Genomic DNA, 20,419 nt, shown 5'->3' with positions numbered 1-20,419 from the left:
CGTAAATGATGAAAAGATTTCTTAACATATTGTGGCTAGGGGTAGTTGTTTTCTCCTTGTCCGCCTGTCAAAAATATTTAGAGGTGCAGTCAAACTATGGTTTGGCTGTACCCAATAGCTTGGACGACTTACAAAAGCTACTGGATGATAGCCAGATCATGAATCTGAAGTTTCCTTCTTTTGGGGAAGCTTCGGCAGATAATTATTACCTGAGCCAATCCGCATATGATGCATTGCTTGACTATGGCCAGCAGACTTATATCTGGCAGAATGATCATATGAATTTCGGAAATGACTGGTCCTCCTCTTATAATACGATTTACAATAGCAATCTTGTGTTGGACCGTATAAAAAAGAGCAATCGAAATGAAAGTAATGCTAATCAGTATGATGCCATTTATGCTTCTGCTAAATTTTATCGGGCAAGCCAATATCTGGCTTTATTATGGACTTATTCAAAAGCCTATACCCAAGATTCAAAAACAGATATGGGTATTGTGCTGCGGAACAGTTCGGATTTTCATGAGCAATCGTATCGGTCATCCATAGCGGAGTGCTACGAAAATGTAATTACAGATCTGAAAGAATCTAGTCTTATGCTTCCTGAGAAAACCAGTCATGTCATGCGTCCCAATAAGTATGCGGCTTATGCTACATTGGCTCGTGCTTACCTATCGATGCAGGTCTACGATTCGGCCCATTATTATGTTGATCTAGCCCTAAAGTACAATGCTGACCTGCTCGATTTTAATAATTTATCGGAAGTAAAGATGACAGCGTCCTACCCATTTACGATTTTTAATAAAGAGACTTTATTTTATGCTGAATTATTAGTAAGTATCAATTTGACAAGTTCGCGCGCATTGACCGATACGCTCCTGTATCGTTCTTATGAAAGTAATGATCTGCGCAGGTCAGCATACTTTAAAGTAGCAGCCGATGGAACGACTACTTTCAAAGGCAGTTACGCAGGATCTTCTAAGATGTTTTCGGGAATAGCAATGGACGAGCTGTATCTTATGCGTGCGGAATGCAATGTGAGAATGGGGAATGTAGAGGCAGGAATGGCAGACTTAAACCATCTACTCGGGTATCGCTATAAAACGGGCACATTTATTCCTTATGTGATAAAAGACAAAAGAGAAGCACTGGCTTTAATCCTAAAAGAGCGAAGAAAGGAATTGCTGTATAGGGGGCTAAGATGGATGGACCTAAAGCGGTTGAATGCAGAAGGAGCGGAGATTTTAATAACAAGAAAACTAAATGGGCAACTGATTACTTTACAGCCAAACTCCAACGCTTATGCACTTCCTCTTCCTCAAGATATTATTAGATTGACGGGAATGCAACAAAATCCGAAATAAAGAAAATGTAGATACAAATAGGGAAGGGGCAGTCCGATCGATCTACCCCTTCCTTTCATTTATCCCCTATTGATTGGAGTAAATGTAGTTGAGCTGCTGCCACCGGTTCTAGATGGGATATAGTTTCCTCCAGAAGTTGCGGTAGCGCCAAGTTGAATCTTTGCTGGATTCAGTTGATCTGAAGAATTCAGATCAGATTCATCTACTACCTGAGAGCAAGCCATAACGTTTGCACTGTTACAGTCCTCATCATTGGGCGTGGTATTCCAACGCGAGGCATCTTTAACCTGATTCGCATCTTGAGGATTACCATGGAAGTAAATAGTCACAGGATCTAATTTTTTTCCTGCATAAGCTTCAGCACCTTTAAATGCTGAGAATCCGATAATCATGGCTCCGCCTAATATCATGTAGCCATAATTGTTTAAAAATTTGGTTAGCATAATGCTACCCTCCTTTCTGTATTGCAAGCCAATAATTGATAGTAAAGTTGTTGGCCTGCAAACTTTTGGTAAATAATTGTTTTCGGTACGGTTCTGTGTACCGATCGTATCTGTATGCCAGGCTGCCTACTATAGGCCTACTGACGCTGTCATATACTGGAGAATGGTGTATGCTGTCTGGTATAAACCAGAATTCATGTGTTGGTTTAAATGTTGCGTTTTTATAGCTTACAATTCCTGTTGCTAGAATAACCGTGAGAAAGAGGCCGACAGCGGTCTTATTGCTTAAGTTGTTTCGGCCGTGTAGCAAAACCTTACGATTGAGTATTTGTCCTGCTAGCGATAGGCCAAGAATAACGAGGTTAAAGAACAGATGCGCTGTCCAGGAAATATTACTGAGAAAGCTGGTACACATACAGGGTTTCTTTTCATATACATCGAGGACGCCAAGGGCAATATAAATCGAAAATAAGGTGACCATGATAGTCGATGCTATCCAGCCCCAATGCTGTAAGCGGCGGGCAGGCAACCCAAGCAAAGCTCCGATGCTAATTTCCACCAACGGAAGTAGCCAATAAAGCACTGGTGCCAGATAACTGATCAAGGGCTGCTGCTCAAGAGCGATCTTGAATGCCCCGAGCTGCCAGAGTTTCTCCATCCCCACATAGACCCAAAAAAGTATCATTGCTGCCCGGATGACTTTATATATGATGTGTCCAGTTTTATTCGCTTCCATAACTTTAATTATTTATATCAGGGCATTTATTATTTCCTATCGCTGTTTTTACTATTTTTCGTCGATTTAAAAACAGGGCGCCATACCTATGCCTCCATTGGATATAGCGGCCTGCTCGAGCGTCAGCTTCTACTTTCTCGTACGCTGTAAAACAAAGGTAGTACGGAAAATAGGCTGGCGTAGGTGTACTGAAATGCCTATTTCTACCGGTTGAGCGGCTTCTATTTATTCTAAATGAATTGTGGGGTGTAACGCAGATGTATTTTGCGGTAAAAAGCTGGAGAGGGAATTCTTGGTGAAACAGTCGGTTTTCGCTTCATCAGGACTGTTTTTGATGGGTAGAATGAACACGTTTAGGAGGTGTAGCGGTGGCATACCCCCTGTTTTTTTAACTTTTGTGTTTTATTTATTTAAGTCAGGAAACTGTCTATTCAGTTCGTCAAGCATCGTATTCAACACTTTGCGAATACGGAGCGCTGAATGAAACTCGGCGCTTTTGTCCATACGGATCAGGCTATGCGCTGAAAGTAAAGTGCCTTCACGTGTTTTGACGAGCCTGGAAAATACTTCGGCAACTTCTTTTTTCTCTGACGACCACATAATGTTCGCTTTAACAGATATATGCATCCAAAGTTTGAGCTCTTTGCCATTGAAATTGCTTTGAATAAATTGTTGGGGATAATCCTGCCCTGTTGCTGATGGAGAGTTTTTTTTATCCTCCATATACGCACGCATCAACTTCAGCAGGCTTCTACGGTTGCAATCATACGCAAAGTCTGGGATACAGGAGAAATGTTTGGGGAAGCGTAACAGGGCATCCATAAAGGATGGGGCCGAATTGTACAATTCTTTCCAGCGGTTGAAGAAGCCCATGTGATTAAAATTGAAGTTGACCATCAGAATCAAAAAGCGGTAATGCCAGTTTTTACTCTGGCGCTCGTCTTCAGCCAATTGGCAAAGTGATTCGATCATTTTGCGTAGGTAGTCCTGATGTCGGTATTGAATATAGGGAATCTTACCATTCTCAAATAGGCTGTCCATACCCGAAAGGATCTCGGTGAGATAGGCTTTCGGTATGTTTTTCTGAGCCAACCTATCCAGGATATAGGGCATATGTTCGTATACATAGTTATGCAGCCTCAGATAATAATGCTCCGGCAGCGGCGTACAGGGATCGAGATCTTTTTGAAAGAGCTGTTCGATACGCTCAAGTAATTCTTCTAGGGCAAATATCGCTGCAGAACGCACAATTTTACGCGCGTTACAGAAGCGATTTAACAAGGCGTGTAGCCTCAACAATTGAGTATGGTAGATTTGGATAGCCTGACGTGCATTATTTACCTGAATAATCTCCCGATGGGCTTGTAGTGCCAATGCAAAATTATCATTGCAGGCCTCGGCAATCTCACCCAAACGGTTTGGAATAGCTTTGTTATCAAGATAAACCAAGGCTTCTATAAGCATGGTCAGCTTGTGTAAACTTACGATCATCTGTACCTCCTTTTTATATTTTTATGGTACCATGGCCAGCCAAATCTCCCGGGATGCAGCTGGAGATTGAGCCTGCCGCCTTCTTTTGCTTCTTCATACAGTTTAGGATGCACATCCATTGGGATCTGATACTGCCGTTCTGCATAGGCAAAGGAAAGCAGTAACTCATGAATATCACAGCACACCGGACATTTTTGGACAACAATGGCAGGTATGCGTACAGCTTTTGCATTTGGGATGTTTTGGCAATTCGCCATGATCAGCAGCATGCGGATATACCAGGTACATGCAAGGGTCATGATGGGAAATTGAATTCCATAAAGTTTGACAATGTTTGTCTTTCTCCAGAAAAACAGATGTGCCATCGCGCAGATGATAAAGGCTGTCGGCACCCCTTTTTTTACAGCTGTCCAAAAAGGTTGCGAACTGATCAATAGCTGATAGGGGAGACGGTCAAATAAAGCAATACTACTCATCTGAATACAAACAAAAAAGATAACGAAGAACTGCATGACGCGTTGATGTCCCCGGATTTCCAAGAATGGGATAAGCAATACCAGAATACCTATACTATATACACGCTGATCATGTGTTCGCGCCAAGAAAATCCCATATAGTGTAACTAGCACAGCAATGGCAGTAAATACATAATTGCGGCTAAATGGCAGTTCTTCTTTTTTTATCGTCCTCATGATCTATCAATTAATAATCAGTGAAGTTTTACACTTTAAATTTATCCATAACGGCGCAAAATGATAGTGAATATCCGCTTAATTTCAACGAAGGCCAATTTTTTACAATAAGGGCTGGTTTCCTTACAACGAAAGTGCAATTTAAAACATCAAAGGAGCAAATTTCCATCCGGAAAGGGAATTATTTCATCCATTAAACGACGTAAAAGCATTGATTTAAATGGGTTGGACATTGTTTTAATAAATAATTGGCTAAATTTATATATAAAAATTTCTTCGACAGGGGAGTTTTTTACGCAAGTTCTCCAGCACTAGCCAGTCACGTAATGCCGGATAAACTTAATAGGTGAAAGCTATATAGGAAGAAAGTATAAATCTGATAAGTAGGTGAATTTTAATAGCGTTTTTAAAATGAGGTCTATACATGAAAAGTTTAAGCAAGAATGGATATCAGGATAATAGGAAATTGACCGTGCAGTATCCCGATGGGATCTGGCAGTTGATTGCATCCTTTATTTTTGGAGGGTTCTGTTGGTATCTGGGCTATCGCGGCGACTTGGCGGACTGGCTTTTAAACTGGCCTGTCACTTATAGCTATCTATTTTTTGTATTGATAGTAGCGATTATTTTCTTTTATATCCGATGGGTTATCGTGATATTGGACAAAAAGCACAACTGGCTGGTTCACCCGGAAAAACGCGCCGGTATGCAATTGTTTTTTTGCTGCATACTTCCGACACTTTTATTGTTCTGGATCATTGGCCCCGATCCACAGGCGAAGGATGAATGGCTGCTGTTTCCTTTAATGGTCATCTTTAGTGGCATTTTGGTCCTGAATATGTGCTATACAGTTTACTTCTACGTCGCTGTTTACCATAGGCAAATCATAGTGACTTTAGAACAAAAAGAAACTATCCTGGAGCAGGAATCAAGGATAAGAGATCTTCAGGGACAGATTGAGTTGCTCTCTTCGGGCATCGAACAGCCGAAGCAGATTCATGAACCCGCCGGGGAAGATAGAGATGGAGATCCCATGGATGAAATAGACTTAACCCTGTGCAGATCCATAGATCTGGAGCAGGAGGTATTCCTGCTCAATAATAAAATCATGGTCCAAAAAATACGCTATAAGGATATCGGGATCTTTACGTATAAAAATGGTATGGTCAGCCTTTATTTAAGAAATGCGATGGACGAAAATCTGACTTGTGGCGAGCAGCGCAGCTTAAAGGAAGTTGTTAATATCACTAAGGGATTTGTACAGAAGATTGACCGGGATAAAGCCATACCCTTGGATATGATCCAAGCTTGCCAGCAACTGAAACGGGGCCGGTTGCGTATCGAGCTCAAAATACCTTTCGAGGAACGGCACTATTTTGAGGTGTCAGACAAGATTGCAAAGCATATCAGGGAATGGGTCATGTTGCAGGTGCCGATAGAAAAGGAGCAATGAAATAGAATAGGTAAACTTTAATAGATAGGTTATGGAAAAAGTAAGGGACAATACCTGGAAATGCCGAGCTACTGGTAAAGTTGCATTTCCTTCTTTAATTGAGGCGCGATGGGCAATGCTTCATTTCAAGTTCAGATCTCGGTTGAGGAACAAACTGGATGGTAAACGTATCAAACACAGGATGGGTAAAAACGCCTGCAAAAGGGCTTATTATTGTAAGTTCTGTAAAGGTTACCATATGACCACCTGGGAAAAGGGTCACTTTAATGATTATAAGGCCATAGCCAAAACATGGGAGATACCAAAAGTATTAGGAAATTGGAATTTTTCGATAGAATAATTCTGTCTTCTATTTTATGTGATATATTAAAGAAGGCCATAGCCAAACACTTCTGTAGAAGCCATTAGGATGGCTATTAGAAACCGAAGTGTCGAAGATGGCCTTATCTTCCATTCAGACAGACTTAATGCTCAAACGTTGGTAATATGCATTGAGATTAATATAAGCATTAATGTTCTCCTTGTATCGAAAATTGTTTGTCTTGTCATAATCTTGGCTCGTACTCACCGACCGTTACAAAGAAATATTCAGCTGTGTTCCCTGTTTTTGTACAGTTGGTTTTTACCCCTGTGGAAATCAGAATTTTCTCTGTTAACGGATTCCTATAGTCGGCCTTTATTGAATAGATGTTGATATCAGATTCCAGATCGAACACGAATACCTCAACCACTGGTAGCCTGTCGTTGCATCACTGATGTGATCAGTCCGCATAGCCCATCGAATGATTTGCGCATACTACAGTGGTTTTCGTAAAGGTAAAACCGGTGTGATGAACCCAGCGAAAAGATTATTAAAGCTGTATCAGTTGAGAAACAAGGGCTAGATCGTGCGCTACCTTAATGCATGCTCCGGTGGGATAAATAACTTCAACTTCATGTTTACTGCTGATCTTATCGATGGCTATAAAACTACCGCTGGCTGTTTCTTCCCCTTTGCTGCGCGAAAACCAATAATAAAAAGTGGTTTCGTTAATACCGTTTTCAGCGCAATAAGTCTTCTTGCTCTTGCCGCTAGCTCGCCAGCCTGATATCATAGATAGCATGACAGCTCTTTTTTCTTGCATATTCATAATGTAAGTACACCAAGAGGTAGACAAAGACTTTTAAGGGTTCATATCAATTATGATCATGCTTTTTTATGCTATATTATCTATAGCGTCTGTGTATAGATGGATAGACTAAGCTATTTTACATTTAAAACGGCTCTATATATTTTACTTATTTAATGAGAGCAGTAATAAGACCTACTAATCGTTTTTTGAATTGACTTTGATTTACTTCTTCAATTGAAAGAAAAACTAAGAAGCCTTTCATTACTTGATATATCCGATTGGCTCAGCTGTCACGAACCTTTGACCAAGCTTATCTAGCTCTAATCAACAAATCTGAAATATTCTTAAGAAAAACCAATTGGCAAACCTAGCATGATCATTATGGAAAATATCGTTAGATAGAATACTATACCAGTAAGTTTTTCAAAATCAAGCCTTCTTCGTACAAAAAAACTACCGACCACAACTATTATAGATAGAAAATATAGTATGGCGATCCCCTTATTTATCATTCCTGCAGATTCAACAGATATTCCCCAAATATCTGCTACTTCCTGATTTGGAGTTTCTGAATACATATTTCCATAAAACCCTACTGACGTAATTTTACGGATGATACCACCGATTCCGACGTATGGCAAACATAACCATCCTATCAATTGGGTGACGCAGATTGCAAAACATATATTATAGTATGACTTCATATGGCAAATTAAAGTAAATTATATTTAATTGAAAAACAGACTAATCACAATCAGTCGATAGTGTGCTTAGAGGAGCCTCCCCATTCAATACTTTTTTTACCAAACTCCAATCAGGTCGATGCTTTTGTGAAGCCTTGATAGTTGCACTTCCTCCCCTTTGATTAACAAATGATGTAACTTTACCTTGAAAGGATGCCCATAATGCATCAGCTTGGCTAAACGGCACATCGGCAAGCGACTGTAAGAACGTAGCATCCCAATTTGTAATTCGATCTACTCCCCTCGTATAAAAAGTGTGAGAACCATCTGAATTCACTTCATATCCAAATTTTCTATTTCCGCTGACTGGATGATCATGATATTTGGGGTCATTGATGGTAGTAAAGGTCCATTCTGTAGGTGAGCTGTCCGATACAATTACAGATCCGTTATCTGGCCCCGGAATATCTATACCTATAATTGCACCTGTGGGATTTGAAGAATTCCATAAATAAGTGTCATTCACAGTATAATAATTATATGGTTCAAATATTGAAAGATTGTTATTTACAAACTGATTTAAATTTAATCTTATATATTCTAAAAATGCAGATGGCGTCATCCTTGTTCCGTTTAAAACAGGTAATTGGTCAACGCGTATCGAGAAATCATCCATATTGACGACGGAGCTATAAGCATTATTGATCGACTGGATCCTTGCTTTAATAGGTCCATTTAACCCCGGCACGATATGAGGTGTAGCGAGTAACTCATCTAATTTATTGAAGACATCATTATTTGGAACAAAATCAGCAATTTCTACCCATTTTTCAACAACAGCACACTCTATATTTGGAATAAGGATAAAAGGCTTTTGCGTTATAAAACTTAAGAAATTTGAAAAAGGCATTTGAGTATTATTTGATCCGCCACCACCGTTCTCAGAACCAAGTTCCGAATTACCAGAGCATTGAGAATCGAATGACGTTATCCTAACGTTTATATTTCTGTTTCCAAGACATGGAAAAGGTCTTATCACATATGATCGTATCCATTCTTCAATTAGACTTTTAGTCGAACTTTGGAGTCTGAAATATCCCAAGGGATGTTCAATAGGATGCGTTGTATTCCCGCCTAAACTTACATACGGGGGGGTATAACTTACTCTAGTAATCTGCCCCCCAATTTCTTGGATGTGACTATTTAAATAAAATTTAAGCTCATTAAAAAAATCATACCTAAATGAGCTGAGAGCCATCCACTCATCCTGTTGATCACAATGGGAAACAAACGTGAATTGAACAGCAAAATTCACTGCACATGAGACAATAGTGGATGATCCATTAGCGCGTTTTTTGAGGTTTGGCTTAACGTTAGATTTGAAAAATGATGAACTATCGGCGACATTCGGTTTTTTTTTAATCGCCTTTGCTTTTTTAATATTGGTTATAATGTCAGGTGTAAACTCATATTTATACTCTTTAAATACCTCTATATAGTATTCATAAGTGTCTAATTGTGCTACCGACATATCTTGATCAAGAGCGTATAAAGTCTCTTCAATTATCTCATTTTTTTTATTAAATTTTAAACTTAATATACCCTTAATAACAGTTTTCTCTTTAAAATAAATAGGCGCTAAAACACCTATATAAGTTGTATCTATTAATGATGCAAATTTCACGAGAGGTTTATCAAATAACGTTGCATTAGAAGCTTTTCTTTTATTTAATCCTAATTTAATCTTATTTTTAACATCAGACAACTCTGCATCAGTAATTCTTTCTACGTTTTCATTCCTCAAATTTTCTTTCGAACAGTTAATTAATACAAATAAAATTAAAAATAAGGCAAAGAAACAAATACCTCTTTTAAATAGGTTATATTTCATAAAATCAGTTAATAAATATTATTTTTCAAAATCTAAAGCAGAGATAATATTTATGTAATTGAATAAAAAATAAATCAAAAATAAATCAAAAATTATATTACGTTATTAGCAGAAATAATGATAAACACTGAATTACTTGTATCCTAAAGAAATTTTAGAGGTTTTTTTGTGTTTTTCAAACATAGATTTTTGCCTCATTTGAATTTTGATCCTACTATTCATTCCGGGAAGATGTGCAACTGTCAACTTTTTCCTTTGACCCGAAGCCTGACTGACAAACGGATCATCTATCCATTGCCAGATATTTATTTTCACGAAGATATTCATTCTGATGAATGCCACCAGATTGAAGAGTCTCCAATCATATTTGGCCTTCTTTTGGATATATTTTAACTGTAAGTAATATGCTCATTAGCGAAACAATTCAAACGTATGTCCATTGTTAATATATGAAGCAATCCAAAGTTTTTCTAAGTTTGAAAGACGACCTCCTTTCCAAAAACTCCGAATGATATTGTTGTTCATATTTTTTTATGTATTTAGGGTCTGCTGAAAGTATCCGTCCTATGAAATACGGGCGCTTTGATTTTCTACTACTTTCTTGAAGTTTTGGGGGTAAAGATCCGTTATATTTTTATGATTTATGGATGCTATATTCATTAGCGTATGCTTTAACCACTGAAAAGGATTAACCTCATGTTTTTTACAAATGGCGAAGAAAGAATATATTATTGCTGCACGCTGTGCTGCCTCATGGCTACCTGCGAACAACCAATTTTTTCTCCCTAGGGCAACCGGGCGAATGGCGTTCTCGATAAGGTTATTGTCAATCTGCAGATTTCCATCGCGTAAATATTCCGATAGCATATCCCAGCGTGCGTATGCATAGGACATAGCCTTTCCTATCTGGCTTTTGGGTAATGTGTTTTTTATCTCTTCAAAGATCCATTTTCCCATATCGTTGATGACTGGAAGAGACTCTTTGAGGCGTAACTCCTTGATCTTATCAGGCGATAGCTTTTCTTCTTTGGCTTTTTGCTCGACAGCATATAATTGCTGTATCATCAGTAATGCCTTTTTGGCTCTTTGCGGATCATTCTGTAAGGCTTTCTCAAATTCACGGCGCGCGTGTGCCCAACAGGCCAGATGGGTGATGCTTTTCTTTTTGCCAAACTTTTCGTAGGCTGCATATCCGTCCGTCTGCAGATATCCCTTGAAGTTATCCAGCATGGATTTAGGTACATGACTAGCACGGGAAGGATTATAATCAAACAGCACCGTTTTATCCAACGGCGAATGGTATACCCAAAGATAACCTTGATGGGCAGCACCTTTTTTATCACTGTCCAGTACTTTTATTACCGTTTCGTCTACCTGTAAGTAACCTTGTGCTTTGGTGTCGAAGACCAACTGTTTGTACAAGGGTTCGAGTTTTTCCAGGGCCTGTCTGGTCCATCCGTCGATGGTTGAGGAGGGTATCTGTATATTTTCTCTGGCAAAGATCTGTTTCTGTCGGTATAGAGGGAGATGATCCATGTACTTAGCCGTCAGGATCATCGCCAGTAAGCTCGGCAATGGCTACGGTCGATTTATCTTTAGCCGGATATTTATAACGGATGTAACGTTTGATATAGAACTTGGCAGGCTCGCACTCCAGTTCCTTGCTGATTTCCCTACCGATATATACCATTTCAGACAGATCACCTTCAGGATAGATCTCGATTTCTTCTACAGGAAGGTGTGCCGGTAATTTAGCACGTCCTTTATGATTAGGTCGTTTGCGGATATACTCGATCTTTTCTTTGATTTCATCCTGTTGCTGCTCTACTTCAGCAGGCTCTACTTCAAAGGGGAGCATGGTCTGGTTGGGATCGCCTTCGAAGCGCTCACGCTTCTGTCCGAGCTGCATCCGTCGAAGCATTTCAACCTGAGATTTTAACTGATCGCGTTCCTGAGTAAGGTGTTCTATCCTTTGATTTTTTTCTGAAAAAGCTTGCTCGCGACTGGAAATAACCTTGATAAGATCTTCTTTTGAGAGGTTTTCCAGCGCTGTTTCCATAGTGTAAATATACGAAAAAAGCGGCTTTTATACTACAATAAACCGCTTTTAAGTCAAAGAAAAACGTCTTTTTTGAATACTTTTTACCACCTGTATACCTTCAACCATCAGTACCAGGTCACCCCAAGATAGTTCACCGTTTTTCACTCCCGGCGCCAGAAAAGTTCCCCTCCCCAAACGCTTATAATACAACACAAAGCCTCCCTTCTCCCAATGCAACAGCTAATCGAATGCTGTCTACTACCAAGGCAGGCTGTATGAACGTATCGTTATAAAACACAAAGAGGCAAGATCCTCTCATATGTATTTGAAGTTATAATTTAAGATAACTAATTGGAATTCAAAAAATGAGTATTTTTCTGTAATTTTTAGCATGATTGAAAAGTAAATAAATCAATATGTACCTCTTGTTTGTGCTAAACAAGAGGTACAAATTGTTTATCAACGTGTTATAGAACCGTTAAATAGTTAGTTGTTGAAAAAAAAAGATAAATAAAGTTTTGTAATACAGTGTTTTATATTGAAAAATCAGAGGGTTACCGACATTGATGTCGGTAACCCTCCCATATATACAAGGAAACTGATGTCAAAAAAAGATTTAACAACTTCTATAATTGATAGAAAAAATGTTCTCAATAACAACTTGGCAATTCCGAAGATTTATAAGGCTATCGGTTTTGAGGGAGTAATGTTTGAGAAGAAATTTAGGTTTACGAAGGGGCAACTGGAGTACTTTTATGAAGTCGATTCTAGAACAATTGAGCGGCTATTAGCACAAAATGAAGATGAATTAAGCGCCAGCGGTTACGAGGTGGTGACTGGTGACCGTCTAAGAGCATTTAAGCAAGTTATACAGGGTAGCACATATTCAACTTTATCTAAAAAGGATAAAGAGAGCATCAATACATCCCCTTCATTGAGATTATTCACCTTTAAAGCTTTTCTCAATATAGGAATGCTACTAACCGATTCTCAACGCGCTCCCAATCAACATACAAGATTACCGATTCTGGGAAAAGGTATTTAGAGTTTGTGCAACCGAGAAATTAGCTAATAAAGTTGCCAAAGATAAATAAGACGCCGATTATTCGCTATCCTTCTTAACAGGTTTCGCAGAATGGTTTTTTCGGTATTGTTTATAATTTCCATGTTTTTCATATTCCAAGGTTCCTTCCTCACAGTAACCGCTGAGATAAACAGAGAATTTATTGCTTTGGTCTTTGTTGGCATTCAGCTGTTGGATGATATCAGAAACACGACGGGGTATCTCAAAGAAGTTGGAATTATAAACAAGGTCATCCAGTTCTTTAGTTAGTTCGATACGGCGTTTTGACTCTGGTGGGATATTGTAGAGCGGCGTTAAATCAATCTCTTTTTTGAATATCTTATGTGGTTGGATTTTCAGCGCACGGCAGATCAGAATAAAGTTGTTCAAAGAAGAACCTTTTCCTTTTTCAATAGCTGCAATCGTATTGGTAGTCAATCCGGTCATATTCGCCACATCTTTCAGGGTATAGTATATTTTTTCCCGTTGAATGCGCAATTCCTCACCGATTTCAACCAGTATCTTCTCGTTAATATCTGCCATATACAAATGGAAGACTTATTTGCGCATAATTTGAATAATAATATTTGTATTTTATTTGCGCAAATAATTATTCTTATGTATATTTGTTTCAACGAAAGCCGATAAACTAAATGTGAACTGTGAACCGTACCAATAATTGTGGACTCATAGTGCAAAACTATTATTGTACGATTAAAATGCAAATAATGAGAAAATTAAGTATTAAAAATATAGTAAAGTCACCGGAATAAAACTCATGACTATTTTGTAGATTTGTATCTCGTATCCTATGTTGATAACCCCTATTATTGACGTGTACTGCCATTCAAAGCATAGGGTTAAGAAAAATAAAATTATTTGAATCGTTAAAATAGACTCGGTATTGAGTTTGTTCAAAAGCTGTGTTTGCGCAAAAATAAAGTAATTATTTTGCGTTAAGGATGTTCTTTGACTTATTGGTATTGAAAGGGAGAATATAAAAATTTAGGCTGATCGGATGTTTTGCTGATCGGTTTGATTAGAATAGGAGGCATCTTGTTATGCCGTAGGGTGAGCGCAATGGCGACTCACTAAATGCCCTTTTTAAGAAAATGTTGGGTTACATCCTGTGCTATGTTCTTGATTATTATTACTATAATATGTGGTAGGATGTTAACGATCTCAAAAGGTAGGTTATATACAACAATGTGTTAAGCATTTGTATTATTCGCATAGATGTTAACGATCTCAAAAGGTAGGTTATATACAACTCTTTGTTTAGAACACATAGCGACAACTAGGATGTTAATGGTCTCAAGATGTCGGTTAGTAACAACTTTACAACGCGTAACTTTTTTCAAAGAGAGATGTTAACGATCTCAAAAAGTTGGGTACACAACATTGCTCTATTCAAGCGCTCACAACTTAAGATGTTGATGACCTTAAGATGTATGGTATATTCAACAACGTGAAAAAATCGCAATTGGGGAAACTATTATGTTGATGTTTCTAAAATGTAGGGTATACATAACGGCTCGATAGGGATTGTTTTATCCTTTTGATGTTAATGATCTAAAATAAAGGGTATATACAACTGGACCGCGTAACGACATTATCTTCCATTCAATACCAATAAGTTTTATAACCAGATAACAATTTACACTTACCCAGCTTCGGTTTTCATAAAATCCGTCAAATTCCGCCGGAGCTGCGGTAAATGATTTTCGCTTTAACCAAGAAAGGACGAATTATGAAACTACTTTTACGAAAACAAGAGACCATACGCGCATTAGAAAACCTCCGCCAAGGGGAAGAAAGGGGGCTTAAATTCTTCTACCAAAAATTCTATAAACATTTCCTTTTTCGTGCACACCGCGCAACGGATGACGAATGTACAGGCGAAAGCATTGCCCAAGAGGCCTTTCTACGGCTTTGGCTGTTCCGAGAAAATGTACATTCCGAAACTGAAATCTTCGACTTTCTGAAAGTTCAGGTGAAGTCTGCCATTAAAGCTTTTTACAAAAAATCAAAAAATAAATTTCAGCGAAGCTTGCTGCGGCTCGATAGCATAGAGGATTATCAGGAGTTTATGCTGGGCTATGAACTGGAAGAGGAAAACGAAGACGATGTGCTCTATATCGAGCAACTGGAATTGGAAAAGAAGAAGAGAATGGACCAGCTTAATGCTATTCTTCCAAACCTCAACCGCGATCAACAACTTTTTATTCGTCTCTGCCTCAAATATAGTTTTAACTATGAACGTATCGCGTACTATATGGGGAACATATCAGATTATGAGGTTAGTCTACAAATTGAAAATGCAATCGAATACCTACGTGCCATCGTTCATAGTGAGGAGAAAATGCAGCTTGTAGCCAAGCCGGTCGAATTTAAGTTAAATGGTGAAATGACCGAAGAGGAAGCTGAAGTATTTCGCATGCGCTACGAATTGCAGTATTCCTTCGACAAAATTTCGGAAGCATTGCAGCTGGATGGGGGACAGGTAAGGACGTTGTTTATTAATGCGCACGCAAAAATTAAATCAAAAAAAATAGCATAAAAAAAATAAAAGCAATATGGCAGCTGATACAATGGTGTTGACCCGGAAAATACAGGTGTTCGTGGATTGTGACGATAAAGAAAAACGGTCGGAATATTTTAAAAAACTCTTTGAATGGCAGGATCTCGTATTCCGTGCCGCTAATATGGTCATCACCCACCAATATGTGCAGGAAAATCTGAAAGACCTGATTTATTTGCAAGATGATGTTAAAATTAAACTGGCCGATCAGGCAAAGGATCCGGAAGGTGTATTGAATACTTCACGCATGAACACTACTTACCGCGTGCTATCTAATTATTTTAAGGGTCGAATTCCTACGGATATTCTATCACAGATAAATACGGTTTTAATCAAATATTTTCAGGCAGATCGTCTCTCCTATTGGAAGGGCGAAAAATCACTTCGTAATTACAAAAAGGATATGCCCATTCCCTTTCCTGGTAGGCAAATTAATTTGAGTAAAGATGAGAATACTAGAGATTTTAAATTCACATTATTCAAAATACCGTTTCGAACCTACCTCGGTAAAGACCGGTCGGATAAGCGGGTTCTTCTTCAGCGCGCATTGGTTGGGCAAATCAAAGTCTGCAGCAGCGCAATCAAAATTGTTAAAGGCAAGATCTTTCTGCTGTTGGCCCTCGAGCTCCCAAAGAAAATCCAAGAATTGAAAGATAACATTATCGCCGAAGCGTCGCTTTCAATCGAACATCCCATAGCAGTGACCATCGGAAAGGAGTCCTTTCAGATCGGTAATAAAGAAGAGTTTACTTACCGACGTATGGCCATCCAAGCCGCGCGGCATCGCTTGCAAAAAGCTGCAGCATTTGATAAAGGTGGGCGTGGTCGTAAGCGGAAAATGAAAAGCTTGGAACACTATAACGAAAAGGAGAAAAATTATGTAGACACCAAACTCCATCTCTATAGCCGCCGGTTAATTGAACTTTGTGTGAAAGCACAGGCAGGCACCCTCTTGTTGGTCAACCAATCCAATAAGGAGGAAATTGCCAAAGGCGATAAATTCTTACTGCGAAACTGGAGCTACTACGGTCTTATCGAAAAAATTAAATACAAAGCTAAAATGGTCGGGATCAACATTATCATCGAATAGATCAATCCAATTTTTTCCCTTTATAAAACTTGCTCCATGCATCCCCGGCATAGCCGTTATCCAAATATTCAAAGGTTGAAGCACTCGCTCCTTTCAACTCCTGGCCGCGATAGAAGACCGTCCAGGAGTCTTTTGCATACCCTCCCCCAAGTGCTTTAAAGGTGGATGCCGAAGCGCCGTTAACTTTTATTCCCTGATAATAGACTGCCCAGGGGTCTACGGCATAGCCATTTCCGATTGATTTGAAAGAGTTGGGGCTGCCGCCCTCGACTTTAATTCCACGGTAAAAAAGATTCCAGGCGTCTTTGGCATAGCCATCATCAAGGTATTCAAACGTTGAAGCAGAAGCCCCTTCCACTTTCTGATTTTTATAAAAAACAGACCAATTGTCCTTGGAATATTGACCACCAAGAGGCTGTGTGGTAGGACCAGCAAATCTCTCGTTCTTTTCGCCCCTATAATAGCTGTTCCAATGATCTTTCGCATACCCCCGACCGAGATTTTCAAAGCTCGAAGCGTTTGCCCCATTAATTTCCTTGCCTAAATAGTAGACTTTCCACGTATCTTTGCTGTAACCATTTCCCAGTGTCTTAAAGGTGGAAGTTGTTGCGTCCAACAATGGCTTGCCATAAAAATAAACTCTCCAAGCATCACTAGCATAACCGTCGCAAAGAAATTGGAAAGTAGATGGGCTGGCATCAGTTAGAATTGACCCCCGAAAATAGACTTTCCAGGTGTCTTTTGCATAACCATCACCTAAAAACTGAAAAGAACCGGCATTGGCATTGACAATTTCTTTACCACGATAGTAAATACGACCGCCAATTTTGGCATAGCCGTCTCCCAACTGGTCTTGATGGATATAGGCACTGCTATTTTCGTATTTGCTATTATCAACATAGACATCGCTGGCAGAGCCAAGCAGAAGAAGGGCGAGCATGGTTTTGAAGGAAATAGCTAGTATCATATCGCGTTTGGACTAAAATAGAAGAATTCTTGTTTGTGTACGTGTTAATGAGACCGCAATATAAGGTAAAAGTTTAGTTGTCGATTGATTTTTTGCAGATAATACGCAGTGTTTTTTCCTGCGTTCTTTGGTATTTCTTTGCCTATTCTTTGGTACTTCTTCGCTCCTGCTAGGAGATTGGCTTGGCATTGGTTTGCTCTTTCTCTGCTTATTCCTTGCTGTTTCTTTGCCGTTTCTCTGCTGTTTCTTTGCCGTTTCTCTGCTGTTTCTCTGCTGTTTCTTTGCCGTTTCTCTGCTGTTTGATTGGTGTTTTTTAGCTGTTTCTCTGCTAAAATGGTAACTAAATAGCAACCAGTCGGCAAAGAATAGGCAAACAAGGGGGCTAGTAAGCCCCTAGGATACCTTAAGCGAATACGACCAATCACCCTAGAGAAGGCAAATGCGATCGCAAAAATGCGGTCTATGGGATACAAGGTTGAATAGGTAACACTTATTTTGTTTGCTGCAAATGTATTTCAGGAAAGGAGTAGGTTGAATCCTGTATGGTGGTAAAAAGAGAATAATCGGTGTAATCCGGAACGGCTATCCTTAGAAGATAGCTCCCCTTTTTTAACACCTTGATCTTAAATTCGCCATTGCTATTCCTAACGGTATCCCGACCTAATAAGGCCAAGGGCTCCCTTTCCGTATTGGATACAAAGGTTTCAATTATGAAATAACCAACCGGATTGTACTGGTGGTCAACTAAACGGCCAGTAATACGGTATGCGGGGTTAGTAAGTAGCCCATAAAGTGAACAACAGAATAGTAGTGCTTTTAGCATATTTTTTCAAGTGTGATGCTCGATAACATAAACGTATCCAGCTGATGAATCTTAAAACGGTGACCGTCATCTGATGAATGCAACGACGATCTATGCAAAGATAGCCCCGCTTTGTCAATGGATAGCTATCACAAGTTTATGAAAAACTATCATTTTGCATTTTCTGCTTATAGGCGTAAGGAGATATGCCCGTTAGTTTTTTAAAAAATCTGGAAAGATTATTAGGATCGCTGAAATGAAGTTCAACGGCAATTTGGGCGATAGACTGCTCGTCCAGGAGAAGCCGCTGTTTGATTTCTTGAACTTTTCGGCGTTGGATTAGGTGGATTGGACTGTGGCCCGTATAAGCTTTAATTTGACGATTCAGCTCATTGCGATGTATTTTCAGTAAGTCCGCGTATTGATTGCAGTTCAGGTTGGAGTTGACATGCTCTTCCATGAGCATTTTAAATCGCGTCAGCAAATTATTGTTCGAGCCTTCATTGGCTATATGGTGAAATGCGCGAAATAGCCGATCCAGCCGCAGTAAAATACTGGCAAGGAATGCGCGAATCATATTGGGACTGTCGGATCGAAATGTTCCGATCTCAAAAACAATTTCGGAAAGCAGGATTTTAAATACCTCGAAATCATGAGTTGCTGCGACAATATAGGGCGAAAATGAATAGTTGTAAAAATAGGGTAGTTTATATACAAGTGTCTTATCCTGAAAGAACGATTCCAAAAACTCAGGTTTGAAGATTAAATGGAATCCTTTGACGCTATTTTTATCAAATTCATATTGCTTGATCTGATTGGGAAAAGCGAATAAAATGGTTCCTGGGCATAGATCAATACGTTTTTCATTGGTATATGCCACCCCGCTTCCCTGTTCAAAAAACATGATCTCAAAAAAGTTGATGGTGTGTGGTTCGGCTTCAAAAATCAGGTCGGTATTGTCCTCAAACCGATGGGCATCCATCGCTAAGGGAAAGCCGTATTTACTGTTTTCAAAATCAAAATATCGCATACTCATGTATTCAACTAAATTGCAACCGTTTAAGCGCTCAGGCTGCGGTGATAAAGATAACAGTTTTTATGAAATTGTCGACCCCGACGAAAAAGCGATTATCCTGTCAAATCTTTGTCAATACGTACGGTAAAACTCGGAATATTTGGTCAAGTCGTATTTCTTTTGTATATTGCTGGTTATGAGTTTTAAAGAAAAATTAGAGAACTGGCGCACGTCAATCAATCGCGCCGGTAGTGGTGAGGAATTGTATATTTTGCTTTTGAACTACAAAAAGTTTATCAATAAAAATTGGATGGACGATTTTGGCGATCCGGGCAACTGGAAATCGGAATTAAATCAGGTCATCAGCAAAGTAAGAACGAAAGTGGATGTGGCAGAAATTCAAAATTGCGACGATCTCTCGTCCTACAAAGACGACGCTCGGCAAACAGCCCATTCGCTCAATCATACATTAAGATATCATCACTCATTGACGAAAGAGTAGGCTAGGCCTACTCTTTTTTTGTTTATAGGGCATTACTGTAAAGGAATCAGGACATTCTGTTCCAAGCGTACAGGTACCTGCTTCACCGAGGTGAAACCGTCTTCCTTGGAAATAATATTAGAAAGATCAAGTCCCCTTTTTGAAAACGTACTGATCAAAGCTGTCCTGAAGGTAGCTTTCGATGATCCCCAGCCTTGTCCTAAAATGGTGTCGTTGTTGAGCTGGATCAGTTCATCTGTGGAGTAATAACTGAATTTTTCCAGTAAATGTTGGTAAAGATTTGTTGTAGTAGCCATACAATTTAAAAATTTAAAGGATTAAACCATAAACTGTATCCAGATCTTATTGGGAAAATAATCGTTCTGCGACGTTTATTTTGGTCGAAACCCGTATTAATTTACCACCGCGGTGCCTCCACTCGGTTGGTATTGCATCATGCAATTCTGAATACTCTACAAATATAGTAGATTATTTTTTATAATGAAATTTTTTT

The 20,419-nt window shown here is 39.1% G+C and carries 22 protein-coding genes, 1 pseudogene and 1 riboswitch; of the genes and pseudogenes, 7 read left to right on the top strand and 16 right to left on the bottom strand.

Translation table 11 applies throughout. The annotated features are described in order from the left end of the window. Nucleotides 1-5: 5 nt before the first annotated feature. Nucleotides 6-1,364 carry a RagB/SusD family nutrient uptake outer membrane protein gene (locus VXM68_RS21930; protein ID WP_367210054.1) on the top strand — a complete coding sequence of 453 codons (1,359 nt, stop codon included), beginning with the start codon at nt 6-8 and terminating at the stop codon, nt 1,362-1,364. A gap of 59 nt (nt 1,365-1,423) precedes the next feature. On the opposite strand, the gene VXM68_RS21925 is transcribed toward VXM68_RS21930, so the two are convergent. The 4 genes from VXM68_RS21925 to VXM68_RS21910 form a co-directional block, all read right to left on the bottom strand. Further along, complete coding sequence (locus tag VXM68_RS21925; protein WP_367210053.1) at nt 1,424-1,807, bottom strand: hypothetical protein; 384 nt, start codon at nt 1,805-1,807, stop codon at nt 1,424-1,426. Between the two features lie 4 nt (nt 1,808-1,811). Next, complete coding sequence (locus VXM68_RS21920; RefSeq protein ID WP_367210052.1) at nt 1,812-2,543, bottom strand: MauE/DoxX family redox-associated membrane protein; 732 nt, start codon at nt 2,541-2,543, stop codon at nt 1,812-1,814. 402 nt (nt 2,544-2,945) lie between these two features. Further along, nucleotides 2,946-4,034: a hypothetical protein gene (locus VXM68_RS21915; RefSeq protein ID WP_367210051.1), complete on the bottom strand. Its 1,089-nt coding sequence runs from the start codon at nt 4,032-4,034 to the stop codon at nt 2,946-2,948. Next, complete coding sequence (locus VXM68_RS21910) at nt 4,031-4,726, bottom strand: hypothetical protein (protein WP_367210050.1); 696 nt, start codon at nt 4,724-4,726, stop codon at nt 4,031-4,033. The genes VXM68_RS21915 and VXM68_RS21910 overlap by 4 nt, the downstream gene beginning before the upstream one ends. A 424-nt stretch (nt 4,727-5,150) precedes the next feature. On the opposite strand from VXM68_RS21910, the gene VXM68_RS21905 reads away from it, so the two are divergent. Continuing rightward, complete coding sequence (locus VXM68_RS21905; RefSeq protein ID WP_367210049.1) at nt 5,151-6,179, top strand: hypothetical protein; 1,029 nt, start codon at nt 5,151-5,153, stop codon at nt 6,177-6,179. A gap of 31 nt (nt 6,180-6,210) precedes the next feature. Next, a complete protein-coding gene (locus tag VXM68_RS21900) occupies nt 6,211-6,519 on the top strand; it encodes a hypothetical protein (RefSeq protein WP_312365153.1) in 309 nt (102 codons plus the stop codon). 205 nt (nt 6,520-6,724) lie between these two features. On the opposite strand, the gene VXM68_RS21895 is transcribed toward VXM68_RS21900, so the two are convergent. The 6 genes and pseudogenes from VXM68_RS21895 to tnpB all read right to left on the bottom strand — a co-directional run bounded on the left by VXM68_RS21895 (nt 6,725) and on the right by tnpB (nt 12,143). Continuing rightward, complete coding sequence (locus VXM68_RS21895; RefSeq protein ID WP_367211315.1) at nt 6,725-6,895, bottom strand: outer membrane beta-barrel protein; 171 nt, start codon at nt 6,893-6,895, stop codon at nt 6,725-6,727. Nucleotides 6,896-7,030: 135 nt separating this feature from the next. Continuing rightward, nucleotides 7,031-7,282: an IS66 family insertion sequence element accessory protein TnpB gene (locus tag VXM68_RS21890; protein ID WP_293889467.1), complete on the bottom strand. Its 252-nt coding sequence runs from the start codon at nt 7,280-7,282 to the stop codon at nt 7,031-7,033. Between the two features lie 353 nt (nt 7,283-7,635). Beyond that, nucleotides 7,636-7,995, bottom strand: coding sequence for a hypothetical protein (locus VXM68_RS21885; RefSeq protein ID WP_293889468.1), 360 nt, complete (start codon nt 7,993-7,995; stop codon nt 7,636-7,638). 40 nt (nt 7,996-8,035) lie between these two features. Next, a complete protein-coding gene (locus VXM68_RS21880; RefSeq protein WP_312365147.1) occupies nt 8,036-9,865 on the bottom strand; it encodes a hypothetical protein in 1,830 nt (609 codons plus the stop codon). A 564-nt stretch (nt 9,866-10,429) separates the two neighbouring features. After that, nucleotides 10,430-11,924, bottom strand: a pseudogene (locus tag VXM68_RS21875) (IS66 family transposase). A gap of 48 nt (nt 11,925-11,972) precedes the next feature. Beyond that, nucleotides 11,973-12,143, bottom strand: a complete 171-nt coding sequence (gene tnpB / locus VXM68_RS21870) for an IS66 family insertion sequence element accessory protein TnpB (RefSeq protein ID WP_367210048.1) — start codon at nt 12,141-12,143, stop codon at nt 11,973-11,975. Between the two features lie 364 nt (nt 12,144-12,507). Here tnpB and VXM68_RS21865 point away from each other — a divergent pair, with 364 nt between their 5' ends. Beyond that, the gene (locus VXM68_RS21865; protein ID WP_367210047.1) at nt 12,508-12,951 is read left to right on the top strand and encodes a hypothetical protein; all 444 of its coding nucleotides are present in this window, start codon (nt 12,508-12,510) and stop codon (nt 12,949-12,951) included. 57 nt (nt 12,952-13,008) lie between these two features. On the opposite strand, the gene VXM68_RS21860 is transcribed toward VXM68_RS21865, so the two are convergent. Next, nucleotides 13,009-13,512 carry a helix-turn-helix domain-containing protein gene (locus VXM68_RS21860; RefSeq protein WP_367210046.1) on the bottom strand — a complete coding sequence of 168 codons (504 nt, stop codon included), beginning with the start codon at nt 13,510-13,512 and terminating at the stop codon, nt 13,009-13,011. Between the two features lie 1,207 nt (nt 13,513-14,719). On the opposite strand from VXM68_RS21860, the gene VXM68_RS21855 reads away from it, so the two are divergent. Both VXM68_RS21855 and VXM68_RS21850 read left to right on the top strand, forming a co-directional pair. Further along, nucleotides 14,720-15,529 carry an RNA polymerase sigma factor gene (locus tag VXM68_RS21855; protein WP_367210045.1) on the top strand — a complete coding sequence of 270 codons (810 nt, stop codon included), beginning with the start codon at nt 14,720-14,722 and terminating at the stop codon, nt 15,527-15,529. A gap of 16 nt (nt 15,530-15,545) precedes the next feature. Further along, nucleotides 15,546-16,640 carry a hypothetical protein gene (locus VXM68_RS21850; protein ID WP_367210044.1) on the top strand — a complete coding sequence of 365 codons (1,095 nt, stop codon included), beginning with the start codon at nt 15,546-15,548 and terminating at the stop codon, nt 16,638-16,640. A 1-nt stretch (nt 16,641) separates the two neighbouring features. Here the strand turns inward: VXM68_RS21850 and VXM68_RS21845 are convergent, their stop codons facing one another. The 4 genes from VXM68_RS21845 to VXM68_RS21830 form a co-directional block, all read right to left on the bottom strand. Next, on the bottom strand, nt 16,642-17,607 hold the full coding sequence (locus tag VXM68_RS21845) for a DKNYY domain-containing protein (RefSeq protein WP_367210042.1): 966 nt from the start codon (nt 17,605-17,607) through the stop codon (nt 16,642-16,644). A 44-nt stretch (nt 17,608-17,651) separates the two neighbouring features. After that, on the bottom strand, nt 17,652-18,080 hold the full coding sequence (locus tag VXM68_RS21840) for a hypothetical protein (RefSeq protein WP_367210041.1): 429 nt from the start codon (nt 18,078-18,080) through the stop codon (nt 17,652-17,654). 17 nt (nt 18,081-18,097) lie between these two features. Continuing rightward, nucleotides 18,098-18,430, bottom strand: a complete 333-nt coding sequence (locus VXM68_RS21835) for a hypothetical protein (RefSeq protein ID WP_293952077.1) — start codon at nt 18,428-18,430, stop codon at nt 18,098-18,100. A gap of 136 nt (nt 18,431-18,566) precedes the next feature. Further along, nucleotides 18,567-19,445 carry an AraC family transcriptional regulator gene (locus VXM68_RS21830; protein ID WP_367210040.1) on the bottom strand — a complete coding sequence of 293 codons (879 nt, stop codon included), beginning with the start codon at nt 19,443-19,445 and terminating at the stop codon, nt 18,567-18,569. Nucleotides 19,446-19,620: 175 nt separating this feature from the next. On the opposite strand from VXM68_RS21830, the gene VXM68_RS21825 reads away from it, so the two are divergent. Next, the gene (locus VXM68_RS21825; RefSeq protein WP_312365088.1) at nt 19,621-19,926 is read left to right on the top strand and encodes a hypothetical protein; all 306 of its coding nucleotides are present in this window, start codon (nt 19,621-19,623) and stop codon (nt 19,924-19,926) included. 32 nt (nt 19,927-19,958) lie between these two features. On the opposite strand, the gene VXM68_RS21820 is transcribed toward VXM68_RS21825, so the two are convergent. After that, complete coding sequence (locus tag VXM68_RS21820) at nt 19,959-20,222, bottom strand: 5-oxoprolinase (RefSeq protein WP_121125014.1); 264 nt, start codon at nt 20,220-20,222, stop codon at nt 19,959-19,961. Between the two features lie 66 nt (nt 20,223-20,288). Then, nucleotides 20,289-20,382: riboswitch (SAM-I-IV-variant riboswitch) on the bottom strand. Between the last annotated feature and the right edge of the window lie 37 nt (nt 20,383-20,419).

It is taken from the genome of Sphingobacterium sp. R2, assembly GCF_040760075.1.
Taxonomy (GTDB): domain Bacteria; phylum Bacteroidota; class Bacteroidia; order Sphingobacteriales; family Sphingobacteriaceae; genus Sphingobacterium.
The sequence above is the reverse complement of the archived record's forward strand: the minus strand, read 5'-3'. Positions and strand labels throughout refer to the sequence as shown.

Bases quoted from the DNA above. Each gene is read 5' to 3' on its own strand.
- VXM68_RS21930 (WP_367210054.1), top strand. From the start codon at position 6: ATGATGAAAAGATTTCTTAACATATTGTGGCTAGGGGTAGTTGTTTTC.
- VXM68_RS21925 (WP_367210053.1), bottom strand. From the start codon at position 1,807: ATGCTAACCAAATTTTTAAACAATTATGGCTACATGATATTAGGCGGA.
- VXM68_RS21920 (WP_367210052.1), bottom strand. From the start codon at position 2,543: ATGGAAGCGAATAAAACTGGACACATCATATATAAAGTCATCCGGGCA.
- VXM68_RS21915 (WP_367210051.1), bottom strand. From the start codon at position 4,034: ATGATCGTAAGTTTACACAAGCTGACCATGCTTATAGAAGCCTTGGTT.
- VXM68_RS21910 (WP_367210050.1), bottom strand. From the start codon at position 4,726: ATGAGGACGATAAAAAAAGAAGAACTGCCATTTAGCCGCAATTATGTA.
- VXM68_RS21905 (WP_367210049.1), top strand. From the start codon at position 5,151: ATGAAAAGTTTAAGCAAGAATGGATATCAGGATAATAGGAAATTGACC.
- VXM68_RS21900 (WP_312365153.1), top strand. From the start codon at position 6,211: ATGGAAAAAGTAAGGGACAATACCTGGAAATGCCGAGCTACTGGTAAA.
- VXM68_RS21890 (WP_293889467.1), bottom strand. From the start codon at position 7,282: ATGCTATCTATGATATCAGGCTGGCGAGCTAGCGGCAAGAGCAAGAAG.
- VXM68_RS21885 (WP_293889468.1), bottom strand. From the start codon at position 7,995: ATGAAGTCATACTATAATATATGTTTTGCAATCTGCGTCACCCAATTG.
- VXM68_RS21880 (WP_312365147.1), bottom strand. From the start codon at position 9,865: ATGAAATATAACCTATTTAAAAGAGGTATTTGTTTCTTTGCCTTATTT.
- VXM68_RS21865 (WP_367210047.1), top strand. From the start codon at position 12,508: ATGTCAAAAAAAGATTTAACAACTTCTATAATTGATAGAAAAAATGTT.
- VXM68_RS21860 (WP_367210046.1), bottom strand. From the start codon at position 13,512: ATGGCAGATATTAACGAGAAGATACTGGTTGAAATCGGTGAGGAATTG.
- VXM68_RS21855 (WP_367210045.1), top strand. From the start codon at position 14,720: ATGAAACTACTTTTACGAAAACAAGAGACCATACGCGCATTAGAAAAC.
- VXM68_RS21850 (WP_367210044.1), top strand. From the start codon at position 15,546: ATGGCAGCTGATACAATGGTGTTGACCCGGAAAATACAGGTGTTCGTG.
- VXM68_RS21845 (WP_367210042.1), bottom strand. From the start codon at position 17,607: ATGATACTAGCTATTTCCTTCAAAACCATGCTCGCCCTTCTTCTGCTT.
- VXM68_RS21835 (WP_293952077.1), bottom strand. From the start codon at position 18,430: ATGCTAAAAGCACTACTATTCTGTTGTTCACTTTATGGGCTACTTACT.
- VXM68_RS21830 (WP_367210040.1), bottom strand. From the start codon at position 19,445: ATGAGTATGCGATATTTTGATTTTGAAAACAGTAAATACGGCTTTCCC.
- VXM68_RS21825 (WP_312365088.1), top strand. From the start codon at position 19,621: ATGAGTTTTAAAGAAAAATTAGAGAACTGGCGCACGTCAATCAATCGC.
- VXM68_RS21820 (WP_121125014.1), bottom strand. From the start codon at position 20,222: ATGGCTACTACAACAAATCTTTACCAACATTTACTGGAAAAATTCAGT.